Source organism: Pantoea sp. USHLN298 (genome assembly GCF_037149395.1).
GTDB lineage: Bacteria > Pseudomonadota > Gammaproteobacteria > Enterobacterales > Enterobacteriaceae > Pantoea > Pantoea astica.
Genome location: NZ_JBBCRO010000003.1, coordinates 1 through 16,230, shown reverse-complemented (window position 1 = coordinate 16,230; position 16,230 = coordinate 1). Strand labels below are relative to the sequence as shown.

Annotated in this window: 15 protein-coding genes and 2 tRNA genes; 15 read left to right on the top strand and 2 right to left on the bottom strand. The window is 53.5% G+C overall.

The annotated features are described in order from the left end of the window. Positions 1-14: 14 nt before the first annotated feature. The 7 genes from WFK59_RS08150 (at position 15) to WFK59_RS08120 (ending at position 6,135) form a co-directional block, all read left to right on the top strand. Positions 15-824 carry an N-acyl homoserine lactonase family protein gene (locus tag WFK59_RS08150; protein ID WP_336755552.1) on the top strand — a complete coding sequence of 270 codons (810 nt, stop codon included), beginning with the start codon at positions 15-17 and terminating at the stop codon, positions 822-824. Next, on the top strand, positions 814-2,664 hold the full coding sequence (locus WFK59_RS08145; RefSeq protein WP_336755551.1) for an FAD/NAD(P)-binding protein: 1,851 nt from the start codon (positions 814-816) through the stop codon (positions 2,662-2,664). Before WFK59_RS08150 ends, WFK59_RS08145 begins: the two co-directional genes overlap by 11 nt. Beyond that, positions 2,661-3,164 carry a cupin domain-containing protein gene (locus tag WFK59_RS08140; RefSeq protein ID WP_336755550.1) on the top strand — a complete coding sequence of 168 codons (504 nt, stop codon included), beginning with the start codon at positions 2,661-2,663 and terminating at the stop codon, positions 3,162-3,164. The genes WFK59_RS08145 and WFK59_RS08140 overlap by 4 nt, the downstream gene beginning before the upstream one ends. A gap of 26 nt (positions 3,165-3,190) precedes the next feature. Next, on the top strand, positions 3,191-4,459 hold the full coding sequence (locus WFK59_RS08135; protein ID WP_233987735.1) for an MFS transporter: 1,269 nt from the start codon (positions 3,191-3,193) through the stop codon (positions 4,457-4,459). Then, positions 4,456-5,070: a maleylacetoacetate isomerase gene (gene maiA, locus WFK59_RS08130; protein WP_233987736.1), complete on the top strand. Its 615-nt coding sequence runs from the start codon at positions 4,456-4,458 to the stop codon at positions 5,068-5,070. The genes WFK59_RS08135 and maiA overlap by 4 nt, the downstream gene beginning before the upstream one ends. Before the next feature lie 87 nt (positions 5,071-5,157). Then, positions 5,158-5,868: a carboxymuconolactone decarboxylase family protein gene (locus WFK59_RS08125; RefSeq protein ID WP_233987737.1), complete on the top strand. Its 711-nt coding sequence runs from the start codon at positions 5,158-5,160 to the stop codon at positions 5,866-5,868. 9 nt (positions 5,869-5,877) lie between these two features. Then, a complete protein-coding gene (locus WFK59_RS08120; RefSeq protein ID WP_233987738.1) occupies positions 5,878-6,135 on the top strand; it encodes a YfhL family 4Fe-4S dicluster ferredoxin in 258 nt (85 codons plus the stop codon). Between the two features lie 167 nt (positions 6,136-6,302). Here the strand turns inward: WFK59_RS08120 and WFK59_RS08115 are convergent. After that, positions 6,303-6,378: transfer RNA gene (locus WFK59_RS08115), tRNA-Asn, on the bottom strand. A 450-nt stretch (positions 6,379-6,828) separates the two neighbouring features. Between WFK59_RS08115 and WFK59_RS08110 the strand changes: the two genes are divergently transcribed. The 4 genes from WFK59_RS08110 to WFK59_RS08095 all read left to right on the top strand — a co-directional run bounded on the left by WFK59_RS08110 (position 6,829) and on the right by WFK59_RS08095 (position 10,271). Then, the gene (locus tag WFK59_RS08110) at positions 6,829-7,893 is read left to right on the top strand and encodes a class I mannose-6-phosphate isomerase (protein ID WP_336755549.1); all 1,065 of its coding nucleotides are present in this window, start codon (positions 6,829-6,831) and stop codon (positions 7,891-7,893) included. Positions 7,894-8,219: 326 nt separating this feature from the next. Then, complete coding sequence (locus WFK59_RS08105; RefSeq protein WP_336755548.1) at positions 8,220-9,311, top strand: YncE family protein; 1,092 nt, start codon at positions 8,220-8,222, stop codon at positions 9,309-9,311. A 299-nt stretch (positions 9,312-9,610) separates the two neighbouring features. Continuing rightward, entirely contained in the window at positions 9,611-9,964 is a 354-nt protein-coding gene (locus tag WFK59_RS08100) for a type II toxin-antitoxin system RelE/ParE family toxin (protein ID WP_336755547.1), read from the top strand. Positions 9,965-9,968: 4 nt separating this feature from the next. Further along, positions 9,969-10,271, top strand: coding sequence for a helix-turn-helix domain-containing protein (locus WFK59_RS08095; RefSeq protein WP_233987742.1), 303 nt, complete (start codon positions 9,969-9,971; stop codon positions 10,269-10,271). An 84-nt stretch (positions 10,272-10,355) separates the two neighbouring features. Here the strand turns inward: WFK59_RS08095 and WFK59_RS08090 are convergent. Then, positions 10,356-10,431: transfer RNA gene (locus tag WFK59_RS08090), tRNA-Asn, on the bottom strand. 505 nt (positions 10,432-10,936) lie between these two features. Between WFK59_RS08090 and WFK59_RS08085 the strand changes: the two genes are divergently transcribed. The 4 genes from WFK59_RS08085 to nac all read left to right on the top strand — a co-directional run bounded on the left by WFK59_RS08085 (position 10,937) and on the right by nac (position 15,833). Further along, positions 10,937-11,860 (top strand): sugar ABC transporter substrate-binding protein, encoded by a 924-nt coding sequence (locus WFK59_RS08085; protein WP_233987743.1) that lies wholly within the window; start codon positions 10,937-10,939, stop codon positions 11,858-11,860. A gap of 32 nt (positions 11,861-11,892) precedes the next feature. Next, the gene (locus WFK59_RS08080; protein ID WP_336755546.1) at positions 11,893-13,377 is read left to right on the top strand and encodes a sugar ABC transporter ATP-binding protein; all 1,485 of its coding nucleotides are present in this window, start codon (positions 11,893-11,895) and stop codon (positions 13,375-13,377) included. Between the two features lie 23 nt (positions 13,378-13,400). Then, positions 13,401-14,426, top strand: coding sequence for an ABC transporter permease (locus WFK59_RS08075; RefSeq protein ID WP_233988156.1), 1,026 nt, complete (start codon positions 13,401-13,403; stop codon positions 14,424-14,426). A 489-nt stretch (positions 14,427-14,915) separates the two neighbouring features. After that, on the top strand, positions 14,916-15,833 hold the full coding sequence (nac, locus tag WFK59_RS08070) for a nitrogen assimilation transcriptional regulator NAC (RefSeq protein WP_336755545.1): 918 nt from the start codon (positions 14,916-14,918) through the stop codon (positions 15,831-15,833). The last annotated feature ends 397 nt before the right edge of the window (positions 15,834-16,230 follow it).

Below are 16,230 nucleotides of genomic sequence, written 5' to 3'. Positions count from 1 at the left end.
GCCCGGAATTAAAAATGATACCTGAATATGAAGTCTATGCGCTGCGCTATGCAGAGCATAAAAACCGATCGCGTAATGAAAACTTTATTTCGCACGATGAACACGATAACAGTGATATGCCGCTGGATTTTTATTGCTGGTTAATTCGCCATGAAAATACCTTGCTGATGGTGGATACCGGATTTAATCGCGAGCTGGCCGTGAAACGTGATCGACATTATTACGGTTCGCCAGAGTCGCTGTTGCAAAAGCTGGATGTTGACGCAAACCGCATTGGAAAAATTATTGTCACGCATATGCATTATGACCATATCGGCAATCTGAAGGCCTTTCCCAATGCCACGCTGTATATGCAGGAAAAAGAGATGCATTACTGCACCGGCAGACACATGCTGCACCGCTATGTGAGAGCGCCTTATGATCCCGAGAATATTGCCAATGCGGTTTATCGTCTGCATCAAGGTAAAGTGCGCTATGTCGGCAGGCATGAGGAAATTTTACCGGGTATTCATACGCAGCTTGTGGGGGGGCACACCGCAGGGTTGCAAATTGTCACGGTAAATACAGCGCGTGGCAAAATTGTCCTGGCCAGCGATTCTGCGCATTACTGGCACCATGTCGATGCCTCAACGCCGTTTCCAATCGTGATGGACATTCCCGACATGCTGGCGGCGCATAATACCCTGAAGCAGCTTGTATCCGACCTTACCTGCATTATTCCCGGCCATGATCCCCAGGTGCGAACGTTATTCCCGCGCTTTAAGGGCGAAGAAAATATTGTACAACTCCACCTTCCGCCAGAAGGAGAGATCCGTGCGCGTTAATCATCTCGCTATTATTGGTTTTGGTCCTCGTGGCCTGAATGTCCTTGACCGTATTATCGAAAATGTCATTAACGATGCTATTCAGGATCCTATTCACCTGCATATTATTAATCCGGGAAATCCGGGGCAGGGGAGCCATCCGGCAGAACAACCTGAGCATTTATTGGTGAATACGGTCTCCTCTCAAATCACCTTGTTTGCAGGTAACAGCCAGGCATTGAAGGCCGGAGGCGAATCGTTTATTCAGTGGGCAAAAACGGCGGGTTACCGGCGTGATAACGATACCTTTACGCAAAATGGCGTCGGGGCAGAGCTGACGGATATGGAGTATTTGCCCCGATCGCTGCTGGGTGAATACCTCACAGATTACTATCAGCGTTTGCTTAAACTTTTACCGGAAAATATCACGATTACCGAATATCGTCAGTTTGCCGTAAACCTGACTAAAGACGAACGTTTTACCGTCACTCTGCAAGACGGAAAACGTATTGCCTGTGATTTCGTTTTCCTGACCACCGGGCACGGATACCGTAAAACCACGCACAGCGATAGCCATTTTTCAGCATTTTGCGAGCGTCATCGTGATCGCAATCCGCTGCTGGCTTATCACGCTTCTCCCTATCCGGTTAAGCGGCTTGATACGCTTTCGGCAAAATGCCGGGTGCTTATTCAGGGATTCGGCCTGACGGCGCATGACACGATTTCGGCGCTGACCCTCGGGCGCGGGGGACGCTATATCAAATCCGGTGACGGGCTTGAATATATCGCCTCGGGAAGGGAGCCGGAAATAGTGCTCTCCTCACGCCAGTGTCTGCCGTTTGCGGGCAGGGGTATTAATCAGAAGGGGCTAACCGGTCGTCATACCGGGCAATTTCTGACGCCTGCGGTGGTAGAGGCGATCGCTGCCAGCAATATTGCCGAACGGAATTCAAAACAGATCGATTTCCAATCGCAGATATTGCCCCTCTTAATTAAAGAGATGGCTTATGCCTGGCAGTGCGCGCTGATGCAGACACGGCTGGATCCGGAGACATTCAGCGCCGACGAACATGTTGTTGCGCAGATTGAGCAGGTGCTCTGGCCGCTGCGCAACCGGACCTTTGATGACTACCCGTCCTGGTGTGCATTCTTCCTTGAGATGGTTAATCATGACCTGCAACAGGCTAAATCAGGCAATATGAACAGCCCGTTAAAGGCGGCGACCGATGTATTGCGCGATGTGCGGGAAGCCTTGCGCCGGGCGGTTGAATGGAACGGGCTGACACCAGAATCACACCGTTACTTTATCGAATCCTTTAATCCGATTATTAATCGCATCTCTTTCGGCCCTCCGCTGCGCAGAAACCAGGAGCTACTCGCCTTGTTTGCGGCCGGTGTCGTCACACTGGGTGGCGGTCCGGCGACCAGGATTGTTTGCGATGAAAGCCAGTCCCGCTTCGTACTGCGCGGCCAGTTTACCCGGCAAAATTACCAGAGCCCGGTAGACGCCATTATTATCGCCAGACTCGACGCATATTCCCCTCTGACGGATGGCAGCGAGCTTACTCGTAATCTGCTCAGGAACGGACTCATTACGCCTTATATGAATGGTGATTATCATCCGGGGGGGATGGCGGTAGACAGAGAGCTGCATCCGATTAATGCCAGCGGAGTGGCCGACGAAAATCTTTGGGCGATCGGTTTCCCCGTCGAAGGTCCACATTACTATACCCACGCCTTGCCTCGCCCACATTTGCCCTCGCGACAGTTTGAGGATGCGAATATCAGCGTGAAGAGTTGCCTGCGCCGTCTCGTCCGTCAGGAATATCCGCTCACGACACCGGTGGAGGCATCAGCATGACTGAACAGAACGTCTTACAGCCGGGAAACTTGCGTTCATTCAGTCGCTATCTGGAGGATAACCAGCGGCCTCGCGAAGAGAGCGTCATCTGGAAGCAGTCATCTATTTTGCAGGCCCTGCAAACTGAAGAATTCACGGCCCGTGGTGCACTGTTTCTTGAAAATCCCCATCGCGAGAAGCAGGGAGAAACCTTGCATGATCTGTCTGTCACCGTTCAGGTTATTCCTGCCGGCGACCGCACTACGCCACACTCTCACTCTTTCTGGCATCTGTACGTGGTGATATCCGGAAAGGGGGAACTGGTGCTGGATAATAACTCCCCGACGCCGTTTGCCAGCGGTGACGTTATATATGTGCCGGCATGGAGTGAGCATCAGTTTATTAATCAGGAGGATGAAAATCTGGTTTTGTATGTGATCCAGAATTTGCCGGGTATGGCAAAGCAGGGAACATTATTACGAAACGATGGAGATAAAACCTACTCGCCTCATTCGAAATAAATTACTTAATTATTAAAGGTATCATCATGGCTGAAATATCTTCGTCTCCGTCGCTGAGCGCATCAAAAGTAATGACGCACATTTTCTTACCGTTTGCTTTCGGACATTGTACGTCATTTCTGTTCAGGAATATTAATGCGGTATTAGCACCCTTTTTGATTTCGGCAATGTCGCTGTCGGCCGGGCAGCTCGGCATTTTATCCAGTGCGTATTTCTTCTCATTTTCTCTGGCGCAGTTGCCTGTCGGGCTGGCGCTTGATCGTTATGGTCCGAAACGTGTGCAGCTTACTCTGCTTGGCGTGGCGGTGGCTGGGGCGGTGCTGTTTGGTATCGGGCACAGCTTCACCACCTTATTGCTGGCGAGAATACTCATCGGGCTGGGGTTGGCGGCATGTTTTATGGGCTCAATTAAAGTGCTGTCATTTTGGGTGCCGGTAGGCAAATTACCCTCGATTCATGGGTATCTTCTGGCGGCAGGTGGACTGGGCGCGATGTTGTCAACCTTGCCGGTTGCCTGGCTGGTAGGATTTATCTCCTGGCGGATGCTGTTTTTTGTCATGGCAGGCATCACGCTGATGGTGATGTTGGCCATCGCCTTGTGGGTACCGAAAGATCCTGTTGAACACAAAATGGTGAAGTGGCCGAGCCTCGCCTCATTGCTTGAGGTATATAAAAACCGGGCGTTTCGCAAAGTGATTAGTCTGTTGCTGCTCCCGCACACTGTCGCTTTTGGTTTGCAGGGACTGTGGATGGGCAAATGGTTGCAGGATGTCGGGCAGTACAGCATCGCGGAAACCTCCGTTTATCTTTTCATTGGCATGGGCGCGGTCGTGGTGGGGTCATTGTCCGTGGGAGCGGTAACACAATGGGCCGGAAAATTTAACATTAAACCGCTGGACGTGGGGGGAATCGGTATTGCGCTGTTTTTGGCCGTGCAGGTGCTTTGTGCATTAAATATCGTGCCTTTGCTTCCCGCATTGTCGATAGGCTTCACACTCATCGGCACCATCGCTGGCCTTGAATACACCATCGTCGCGCAAAATGTGTCACCGGCAATGACCGGCCGCGCGGCAACCTGTCTCAATCTGCTTATCTTGTTCGGTGCCTTTCTCACGCAAACGTTGTTCGGGGTGATCATTGGATTCTGGCCAATGGATGTCGCAGGTCATTATCCGCAAATAGCCTATCAGGCCGCGTTTGGTTTTATGATCCTCCTGCAGGCACCAGGCTTCTTCAAATGGCTCGTGGGTGTGATTAAGCGTGGCTCACTCAAGACGGCGGATGACAGCTTATGATCAGGCTCTACGGTTGCCGCACGTCGTCTGCGACGAACAGGGTACGCATTGCATTGCGTTTAAAAGACATTAGCTATCAATATGTTGAGGTCGATTTACAACAGGGGGAGCATCTTACCTCCTCTTACCGCGAACTCAATGCACAAAGAAAGCTGCCGTTGTTAATGCACAACGGTCAGATATTGACGCAGTCACTGGCCATTATCGAATACCTGAACGATATCCGTGCCGGGCACGACTTACTGCCTCGCGATCCGCTGGAGCGGGCCGCCTGCCGGAGTTTTGCCTCGCTGTTCGCGGCCGATTATCACCCGCTGATCACCCGTCGTGTGGCAGACAGACTGCGTGCGTCTGACATGACCGAAACCGATATCAGTCAGTGGAAGCTGCATTGGCTGGACGAATCCCTGCAAGTGGCAGAAGAAACCTTGTCGCAGAGAGCCGTACACCAGCCGTTTTGCTGTGGTGCTTCTCCTGTGATGGCGGATATATGTCTTTTTGCTCAGTGTGAGTCGGCGCGTAAACAGGGGATAGATCTGAGCCATCACAAGTTGCTCTTCGGCATTTATGCGTTGTGTTATGAGCTTGATGCTTTCCACGAGGTTCCATAAGGAACATTGGGCGCTGCCGGGTGGCGGGTTCAGAAAAATGGGCTTCAGCGTTGAGGCCAATATCTACAATAAACAGAGAAGTCAGAAATGAATACGTTTAAAAAAACAGCAGTGGCGATGGCATTTTTACTGGCAAACGGTGCGGCGCATGCTGCACAGGCAGAGAAAATCAGCGACCCGCTGAAATGGCCCGCACAGTGTGATGAAGTCAGGTTTTCTGACAGCGACCTGAGCCTGGACAGATTGCCAGATATGGATCCGCAGAAGGCCAGCCCGGAGCAACTTGCCGCGATTAAAAAAATCAGTGCCGGACCGCGCGGTTGTATTTTCGGGCCGTTTTCAGTGTTACTGAGAAGCCCGGAATTACTGACGCGTGTTCAGATGCTGGGTGAGCACGTGCGTTTCACTTCCGAATTGCCTAAACGCATCCGTGAGTTCGCCATTCTGATTGCCGGACGTGAAATGCAATCGCCCTACGAGTGGTATATCCATGAGCCGATTGCCTTACGCTCAGGGGTGACCCGTGAAACTGCCGATGCCCTGGCGGCACAGCGCAGACCTCCGCATATGACCCACGATGAAGCCATTACCTATCAGTTTGTCACCGAACTTCATAAAACTCATATGGTGCAGGATGCCACCTATGACGCATTCAAAGCGCGTTTTGGAGAGTCGGGTGTGGTTGAGCTGACCGCGCTGGACAGTTATTTCGGGCTACTTGCCCAGGAACTTAACGTCGCGCGCACGGCAGCACCGGAAAATGTACAGCTTCCTTTCAACCCACCCTGGAAATCATAAGGCTGCACGATGTCACTTACTATTACTGAAGAGTGTATCTACTGTGATATTTGCCGTCCGGCGTGCCCTAACAGCGCGATTTCCGCAGGAGATGAACTGTATGTGATTAACCCAAACCTTTGCACTGAATGTGTGGGTCATTATGATGAACCACAATGTCAGCAAGTGTGTCCGGTGGAATGTATTCCGCTGTTACCCGAACTAGCCGAAAGCAAAGAAAAACTTTGGGAGAAATATACGCTAATCACCGGGTCGGTTGTTTCCTGATATAGAAGTCCTGACAAAAAATACGCCGAGGCGCAATGCCGGCCAGTTAAGCCTGACTGACTTTTTTATCCAGCATCTGTGCTTTCCCGGTAAGAGAAATTGCCGTAAAGGAGGGAGAAATTATCACAAAGCCCGCTCAGGTTTCCCTGAGCGGGCTTTTCTAAATCTGGCTCCTCTGACTGGACTCGAACCAGTGACATACGGATTAACAGTCCGCCGTTCTACCGACTGAACTACAGAGGAATCGGTTGATGGCGCGCAGTTTACTGATTTCTGCCGCAGGCGCAATGGCCTTTTTCACCGGATGCGATCGATTGCAGAAAGCGTAATCAGTTCCCGCTCCTGCCTGGCAGCCAAAAAGCGCTGCGCTCACACAGGACTTCTCTTCATCGCCCTTGCGCCTCAGGGACGGCTGCTAAACTTACTGGCTTATCAGTAACGATTCAGCACCGATTCTCACTGGCGAGACGCTGATCAATCAGCCGCTCGCGCGCTTAAAAAGGAGAAACCGATGACAGAGCGTCCACACTATCCTCAGCAGCGACCAGCGCAAACCGGGTTTGCTGGCTCAGTAACAAGGCAGCCAAAACCTCATCACAGTGAAGAGCGTTACCAGCGCTCTGACCATTCGAAAGAGAAAACCGCCATCACGAGCGGCCGCATCAAAAGTCTCTGACAGGTGAAGGAGGAAAAATGAAAGCCTATCCATTAAAGCTGACAACACCACTCGCCACCCACATCTTCGGCGGCCAGCGTATCCGGCAGCAGCTGGGTAAAGCAGGGCTGCCGGACTCACGCGTAGCCGAAACCTGGGAGATCAGCGATGTCGACGGCATGATCGCCTCGGTCACCAACGGCGAACTGGCGGGCACCAGCCTGCGCGAGTTGATCACCCGTTACCCTGATGACATCGTCGCTCCCGGCTGGCGCGGTCCGCACTTTCCGCTGCTGAGTAAATTTATCGATGGCAGCGGAATGCTGCCGGTGCATCTGCACGCCGATGATGAAGCGGCGCAGCGTCTTGAGCAGCAGCCAAACGGCAAAACCGAAGCCTGGCATATTCTGTGGGCGGCGCCGGATGCCACCTGTCTGCTGGGCGTACGCGCCGGTGTGGATCATGCCCGGCTCAAAGCGGCGCTGCTGGCGGAAGATTACGATGCGGTGATGCATCGGGTGCCGGTCAAAACCGGTGATACCTTCTACGTCCCTGGCGGGATGCTGCACAGCTTTGGTCCCGACACGCTGATCTATGAAATCGAACAGACCTCCGACATCCAGCAGCACGCCATGCCGTGGAAAATGGAAGACGGCTCGCGTCTGAGCCAGGCGGAGTGGGAACAGAACATTGATGCGCTGTTACAGGAACTGCGGCCGGAGCTGCGCTGCGAACCTCAGCCGGGCCTGACGCTGAACAGTGCGGATCTGACGCGGCGGTTTTGCTGTGCCAGTCCTTATTTTGCGCTGGAGCGCTGGCAGTTCAGCCAGACACAACGCTTCAGCTTCAACAGCGCGCGTATTCTTTCCAACCCTGGTGAGCCGCTGAGGGTAGAAGCCAATGGCGTCAGTGTAGAGATGGGTCGGGCGGAATCACTGCTGTTGCCTGCCGCGCTGGATGAGGTGATTCTGCACGATGCGGGTGACCTGTTAATCGGTTATGTGCCGGATCTGGCTGATGAAGTGGTAACACCGTTGCGCCAGGCCGGTTACAGCGATCGGGCCATTGCCGCGCTGGGGGAGATTCCGACCCTGGCAGAATAAAGCTGGCTCAGCGCAGGGCGTGTCAGGCGCGGGGCGCCGCCGCCTGGCGCACCTGCTTTCCTGCATCTCCCCGTCACCGGTCAGAGGTGTCAGGACCGCGCCGGAATCTACAGCAACGGTTCTGAACTGAGGTCGCGATGCCGCACCATTGCGTTAAGCCTCACGTCATCAAAAACGGCCTATGGCGCAGGACACCAGCTCATTCAGGCGGAAAGAGAACAGAAATCAGCGATGAGATTGGATTACCGGTTGATAATGCGTATGATTCTCATTCTTTTGCCCGGTCACACTGGACCGGTGCGATTCATCCCTTGATGGAGTTACGCATGAAATCGTTGTTTAGTCCGCGCAAAGCCACTGTTGCTCTGGCCATCGCCGCCACCTTTGGCCTCACCGCCTGTCAGGCCCCAGCCAAAAAAGTCGATGCGCCTGCTGCTGAAGCAGCAAAACCGGTTGATACGGCGATAACGCAACGCGCTCTGGGGGACGGTCTGTATGAAATGGTCTATTCACCGGTTTCTGAAGCGCTGTTTGTTGCCAGCGCTCAGGCGTTTAAGGATGTGAATGGCGGCATGATCTATCGCCTCGATCCGGCCACGCTGGCGACCAAAGGTGAAACCCACACCGACATGAAAAACTTCGGGACCGCCATCGATCAGCAGGGCAGCGTGTTCTACACCACCAACTCACTGGATGGTGCGATCTCTAAAGTCGACGCGCAGAGTGGCAAAGTGCTGCAGCGTCTGGTCTTCCCTGGCAAAATCAGCAAAGAAGGTTATCCGGCCGGGGCGCGCGAAGTGCTGTGGCACGGTAACGAGCTCTATGTCGGTCGCGTTGCCGATCCTGGCTATATCTCGGTGGTGGATACCAAAACCTTTAAGCTGAAAACCGAGATTAAAAATGCCGGTAAGTGGGTCACCGGTCTCCTCTATTCCCCGCTGACCGAACGTATTTATGCCGCCAACGGTTCCGGTGAAATCCTGGTGATCAATCCGCGCAGTCACAAAATCGAAAAACGCCTGACCGCCGGTGATGGCAAAGAGTACCTGTTCCTTAATATGGCGGAAGATCCGGCCACCGGTCGTCTGTTTGTCACGGACGATTCCAAAGCCAAAACCACGCTGGTGTTCGATGAACGCAGCGGGAAGGTGATCAAACGTATTGAAGGTGACGCGCTGGGTATTAAATTCAATGCGCAGCGTAATGAGCTCTACATCAGCCAGCGCGAATCGAAAAAAGTGCTGCAGCTGGACGCCACTACCTACGCGGTGAAAAAGAGCTGGGCGTTTGATAAAAGTCCTAACAGCCTGCTGATTGGCCCGGACAACAACACGCTCTATGTCACCCTGAAGGCGGAGTTTAACAAGGACTCATCGACTAAGGGCACGGACGAAATCGTGCGGATTGCACTGAAGTAATCACGCGCTAAAAGCGTCACTCTGTATTGGCAGGGAAGCGACGCGAACAAAATGAAAGCCCGCTCCGGGAAGCCTGAGCGGGTTTTCTTATTGATAACAACGCCTCACATCATCTCACCCCCATAACAAATCTGGTACTGCTCGCAAATCGATGAAGGTTGTATGGATTCATCACTGACCCTGCTGAACGCCTCTCTCACTTTGCACTAAAGGCACAGGCATCTGAAATCCCCCTGCATCACACTCGATTATCGCTTTACACCTATATAGCATTTGACCTATATTATTAAGGAGATCCCGTGTGGATGATTAAAACGACGGAGAGATTTGATCGCTGGTTTACCTTGCTTAATGAGAGCGATCGCGCCTGTGTACTGGCAGGATTAATGGTGTTGCGCGAAAAGGGGCCGGGGTTATCCAGGCCATATGCCGATACGCTAAAGGGCTCTGTTTATATCAACATGAAAGAGCTGCGTATTCAGAGTCGCGGCGAGCCGATAAGGGCTTTCTTTGCTTTTGACCCGAACCGCACGGCGATTGTGCTTTGTGCCGGAAATAAGGTGGGCAATGAAACGCGTTTTTATCGGGAGATGCTTCCGGTTGCCGATCGGGAATTTACACACTGGCTGAATGGCTTTAAAGATGAGGAGTAACCAGATGGGTAGAACGCTTGAACAGCTTATTGCGGATGAAAAACCGGAAGTCGTTGCCGACGCACAGGCGATGGCGACGGATATCCTGCTCAACATTCACCTTGCCGAACTGCGCGAGAAAGTCCAGAAAACACAGGTCGAAATGGCAAAGGCGCTGGGTATTACACAGCCTACCGTGGCGGGTATGGAGAAGCCGGGCCGCGACCTGAAGCTTTCCACGCTCAAGCGCTATATCGATGCGGCAGGGGGTAAGCTGCGGCTGGTGGTGGAACTGCCGGACGGCTCTCACTTCGGGTTTGAGGTGTAAACCATTCAGGCGGGGATGCCATGCCGCCGTGACCAAAAACGTAAAAAGCCCGCTCAGGTTTCCCTGAGCGGGCTTTTCTAATTCTGGCTCCTCTGACTGGACTCGAACCAGTGACATACGGATTAACAGTCCGCCGTTCTACCGACTGAACTACAGAGGAATTGCTGGAACGGGGCGAATATTAGCGGCGTGGGTTCAGCTTGTCAAAGCCCTCTTTGATGAATTGCGTTCAGATGCTCGTAAAAGCAGCGGATCGGCGTTTTTTTAGGGTTTTCGGTGACTTTTCAAACTGCCAACAGGATCTCAATTTAAGGGCATTTCCTGACAGATGTTAGATGCATGTCAAAGTTTTGTTATTTGGCGATGTTAAAACAATCATTTCAGTGCTTTTATGATAAAAATTTCAAAACGTGATTATATGGAATAAATAAACTGCTTATCATCACGGACGCAACTGTTGTGAAAAAGTAAAACAACATTTTGAAATTAACTGTTTGTGAATCAAGTGATTGTGAAAAGGAGTGGTCGGTCACAAAAATAGCCAGAACCGGAAGTCTTACCTCAAATTTAACGAAACAGACGCCAGCCCGGTTGGATGAATGTAAAAGATATTTTTCATTCGCAGTGTCAGCCACTGAGCAAGTTAACAAATAAGAAGGGTCCCTATGAACATTAAAAGAACGATTGTCGCCTCACTGTTAGCCTGCATGTTGCCTGCCGCCGTCATGGCAAAAGATCTCTCTGTCGGTGTCTCTATGGCACTGTTTGATGACAACTTTCTGACCATTCTCCGCACCTCAATGCAGAAAGAGATGCAGAAAGATGGCGTCAAAGGCCAGATCGAAGATGCAAAAGGTGACGTTTCACAGCAGCTGCAACAGGTTCAGACCTTTATCGGTCAGGGCGTCGACGCCATCATCGTCAACCCGGTCGATACCAACGCGGTGAAACCGATTATGGATCAGGCAACCAAAGCCGGCATCCCACTGATCTTCGTTAACCGTCGTCCACAGGCTGAGCTGACAGACAAAATGGCTTATGTCGGTTCCGATTCCGAGCTGGCTGGCCGCTTACAGATGGAAGCCCTCGCTAAAGCGATGAACGGCAAAGGCAACGTCGCCATTCTGATGGGCGATCTGGCCAATGAAGCGACCCGTGACCGTACCAAAGGGGTTGAAGAGGTTGCCGCGAAATTCCCGGGTATCAAAATTGTGCAGAAGCAGACCGCAAAATTCATGCGTAACGACGCGGTGGATGTGGTCAGCAACTGGATGACCGCCGGTAATGAAATTAATGCTATCGCCTCTAACAACGACGAAATGGCGATCGGTGCCTTACAGGCGCTGGGCAAAAATCCGGACAAGATTCTGATTGCTGGCGTTGATGGCACGCCCGATGCGTTGCAGATGCTGAAGCAGGGCAAAATGATCGCGACCGTCTTCCAGGATGCGCAGGGCCAGGGTGAAGGTGCGGTACAGACCGCGGTGAAGCTGGCGAAAGGCGAGAAGGTTCAGAAGATTATCAATATCCCTTACCAGTTGATCACCAAAGAAAACATGGAACAGTTTACCCAGCGTAACCTGAAATAATCGTTCCCGACCCAGCTGTACGGAGGTGATGTATGACCGCTTTTGCGCTTGAAGCCGAAGGCATCAGCAAGTTCTTCCCCGGCGTGAAAGCACTCGACAACGTCTCGTTGCGGGTGCGTCCGGGAACGGTACATGCCTTGATGGGCGAAAATGGCGCGGGCAAATCCACTTTAATGAAGTGCCTTATCGGGATGTATCGTCCCGATAAGGGCACCATTCGCATTAAAGGGGAGCCGGTGCAGTTTCAGGACACTATGGACGCGTTGCGTTCCGGTATTTCGATGATCCACCAGGAGCTGAACCTGGTGCCGTACATGACGGTAGCGGAGAATATCTGGCTGGGCCGCGAACCGATGAAGTTTGGCTTTGTCGATCATGCCCGACTGAATCAGCTGACCCAGACGCTACTCAACCGGCTCAACATCCGGTTAAAAGCGGAAAGCATGGTTGGCGATCTCAGTATCGCCTCGCAGCAGATGGTGGAAATTGCCAAAGCGGTCTCCTGGGATTCAGACATCGTGATTATGGATGAGCCCACCTCCGCGTTAACCGAAACCGAAGTCGCGCATCTGTTTACCATCATTCGTGACCTGCGGGAGCAGGGCAAAGCCATCATCTATATCAGTCACAAGATGGATGAAATTTTCACCATCACCGACGAAGTGAGTATTTTCCGCGACGGCAGCTGGATTGGCAGCGACCAGACGGCGAAATATACCCGCCAGTCATTAATCACCCAGATGGTGGGGCGCGAACTGACCCAGCTGTTCCCGAAATTCAACAATGCCATTGGTGAAGAGGTGCTGACGGTTCGCAACCTGAGCTGCAAAGACCGCTTCACCGACATCAACTTCAGCGTTCGCCGTGGCGAGATCCTTGGCGTGGCCGGGCTGGTGGGTGCGGGGCGCAGCGAGGTGATGGAAAGCCTGTTCGGTATGGAAAGTTTCGACAGCGGTGAGATTCTGATTGATGGCGTACCGGTCAATATCGACTCGCCCTCCACCGCGATTGAAAAAGGGATGGCGTTTCTCACCGAGGATCGCAAAAAGTCCGGGCTGTTTCTGGTGCTGTCGGTGATGGAGAACATGAGCATCGTCAACATGCCGGAGTACAGCGGAAAAAGTGGTTTTGTCAGCCATGTGAAGATGGCGCAGGACTGTATGGATCAAATCCGGCGACTCAATATCAAAACGCCGACCATGGATCAGATCATCAACAACCTCAGCGGCGGCAACCAGCAAAAAGTCCTGATTGCCCGCTGGCTGCTGGCGCAACCCAAGATCCTGATTCTGGATGAACCGACGCGCGGTATCGACGTCGGGGCTAAAGCGGAGATCTACCGCTTAATCAGTGAACTCGCCAACCGTGGCGTGGCCATCATTATGGTGTCGTCTGAATTGCCGGAAATTCTCGGCATGAGCGACCGGGTGATGGTGATGCACGGCGGGCGTATAACCGGCATCCTCGATAAAGAAGAGGCCGATCAGGAAACCATTTTGTCGTTGGCATCCGAGTGAGGCGCGAGACAACTATGAGCAATATGAAAGCCACTGCCACTCCGGCAGCACCGCAGCAACCCTCTTTTTTCGCCAGTCTGCGTCACAAATTGCCGAAAGATACCGGCATTTTTGTGGTGATGGTGGGGATTGCGTTAATTTTTGAAATGTTCGGCTGGTACGTGCGTGACCAGTCTTTTCTGCTCAACACCAACCGCCTGATCCTGATTGTTCTGCAGGTGGCGATCATCGGGATTATTGCGGTCGGCGTCACCCAGGTGATCATTACCACCGGTATCGACCTTTCCTCCGGGTCGGTCATCGCCCTGACGGCCGTAGTTGCCGCCAGTCTGGCGCAAACCTCGGATAGCCTGTCGCCGATGTATCCGTCGCTGGTGAATATGCCGGCAGCGATCCCGATTGCCGCCGGTATCGGCGTCGGCTTACTGTGCGGCGTGGTGAATGGCGTGTTGATCACCCGCACCGGTATCCCGCCATTTATTGCCACGCTCGGCATGATGGTGTCGGCGCGTGGTCTGGCACAGTATTACACCCAGGGTAACCCGATCAGCTTCCTTTCCGATGGCTTTACCTCTATCGGTCAGGGTGCGATGCCGGTGGTGATTTTCCTGGTGGTGGCGCTGCTGTTCCATATCGCGCTGAAGCATACCCGCTACGGTAAATATGTTTACGCCATCGGCGGCAACATGACTTCCGCCAAAGTCTCCGGCATTAACGTTAATAAATACCTGATCATCGTCTATTCCATCGCCGGCGCACTTTCGGGCCTGGCGGGCGTGGTGCTGGCCGCTCGTGTCAGTAGCGGACAGTCGAGCATGGGGATGTCCTACGAACTGGATGCGATTGCCGCAGCCGTGATCGGTGGCAGCAGCCTGATGGGCGGTGTTGGTCGCATTACCGGTACGCTGATCGGTGCCGTGATCCTCGGCCTGATTAAGAGCGGATTCACCTTCGTGGGTGTCGATGCTTATATTCAGGACATCATTAAAGGGATCATTATTGTTGCTGCGGTTTCGATTGATATGCATCGCAACCGTAAAAAACGCTGATTCACTCCCGGCGTTGCGCCGCCGGAAAGCGGGCGCATGCCTTGCCCTCTCTGCTGCCTGGCAGAGAGGGCAAGGTTCATCTTAATCCTGCCGAATTGCCGCCAGATTCCCGCTAAAGATAAGAAATCCCACTGATAGCGTTTACACTTCTTTCTGCATCCGCGACGCCTGAAGCCAGACTCTCTGCGCGTTTTCAGGCTGCCGCTGCACTAAAACAGTCTGCCGGTCATCACTTTTATGCACATCTGACTCGCAGCGCCTGCACTATCCCGGTGCGCCTGGTGCGCTTTACGCTTCCGTGCGGCTATCGCCGCTGCTTATTAACTCTTATGAGGTAATCAGAAACGCTTATTTTCCGGCGCGTTAGGAAAATTCTGGTTAGAGCAACGGCTGTGCTGACTAAACCTGGCCTGCATCTTGCAATTTCCTTAGCAACAAGGTGATTGGCTCAGACCAATTTCGCTATTCGGGGTTAGTGACGGAGGCAAGATGAATTTAAGACGACTGAAGTACTTTGTTAAAATCGTCGATATCGGCAGTCTGACTCAGGCGGCAGAAGTGCTGCACATCGCCCAGCCGGCGCTCAGCCAGCAGGTGGCGACGCTGGAGAACGAGCTGGATCAACAGCTGTTGATCCGCACCAAGCGCGGCGTAACGCCGACCGAAGCCGGTAAGATTCTCTACGCCCACGCGCGTACTATTCTGCGTCAGTGTGAGCAGGCACAAACCGCGGTAATCAATGCCGGTCAGGTGCTGAGTGGCCAGGTATCGATCGGCCTGGCACCGGGTACCGCCGCATCCTCGCTGACCATGCCGCTGTTGCAGACGGTACGCGATCAGTTCCCGGAAGTGCTGGTTTACCTGCATGAAAACAGCGGCAGTTCGCTGAATGAAAAAGTGATGAACGGTCAGCTGGATATGGCGGTGCTGTACGACCGTGCGCCGACCGCCGGAATTAACAGTATGCCGCTGATGAAAGAGGAGCTCTATCTGGTGGGGGCTACCGACTGCCCGGGTGCCAGCGTCGATCTGGCTGATGTGGCGCAGATGAGTCTGTTCCTGCCGCGCGACTACAGTGCAGTGCGCAAACGTGTCGATGAGGCATTTTCATTGCGTCGCCTGAGTGCGCGGATCATCGGTGAAATCGAGTCGATCTCCACGCTGACAGCAGCGATCTCCAGTGGTATGGGCGTCACCGTGCTGCCGGAATCCGCCGCACGTTCGCTGGTCGGCTCGACCCATGCCTGGATGGCGCGCATCAACAGCCCGTCACTGAGTTTGCCGCTATCACTGAACATCTCCGCCCGTTTACCGTTGTCGCCTTCGGCACAGGCTGTGAAAAATATTCTGCTGTCGCTGCTGAATAAGCCGATGAGCGAAGAGAGGGAGTTGATGTTAGTGAGTTAACAGGCAGGGCTCTGTTGGGATTCGCCTGGCGGCGGGCTGGGGCTGGTTACGCATGGCTAGCTGGTTTTGCCTGGCGGCGGGCTGGGGTCAGGTTACGCTAGCGGCGGGCTGACACTGAGTGGGTTTCGCATGGCTGCGGGCTGGCACTGAGTAAGGTTTCGCCCGCCAGGCGTTGGGGAGTTTCAGCTTGCCCGAGCGGGCGGACGCGTCAAGGGGCGGACGCCCGCCCCTTAACAATCCCGGCGTCCGGCTGCCTTCGCGCCACGCTGCGCGCGGTGCCTTCGTTACTCACTGCGGCCGACGGACCGTCCGGACTCGCCGTCCCTGGCGAGGCCGTCCTTTCGCCGACGTCCTGTCGGCTCTTCCTGGCCTCCGCTCACTCCTCAGCGCTGCGGAC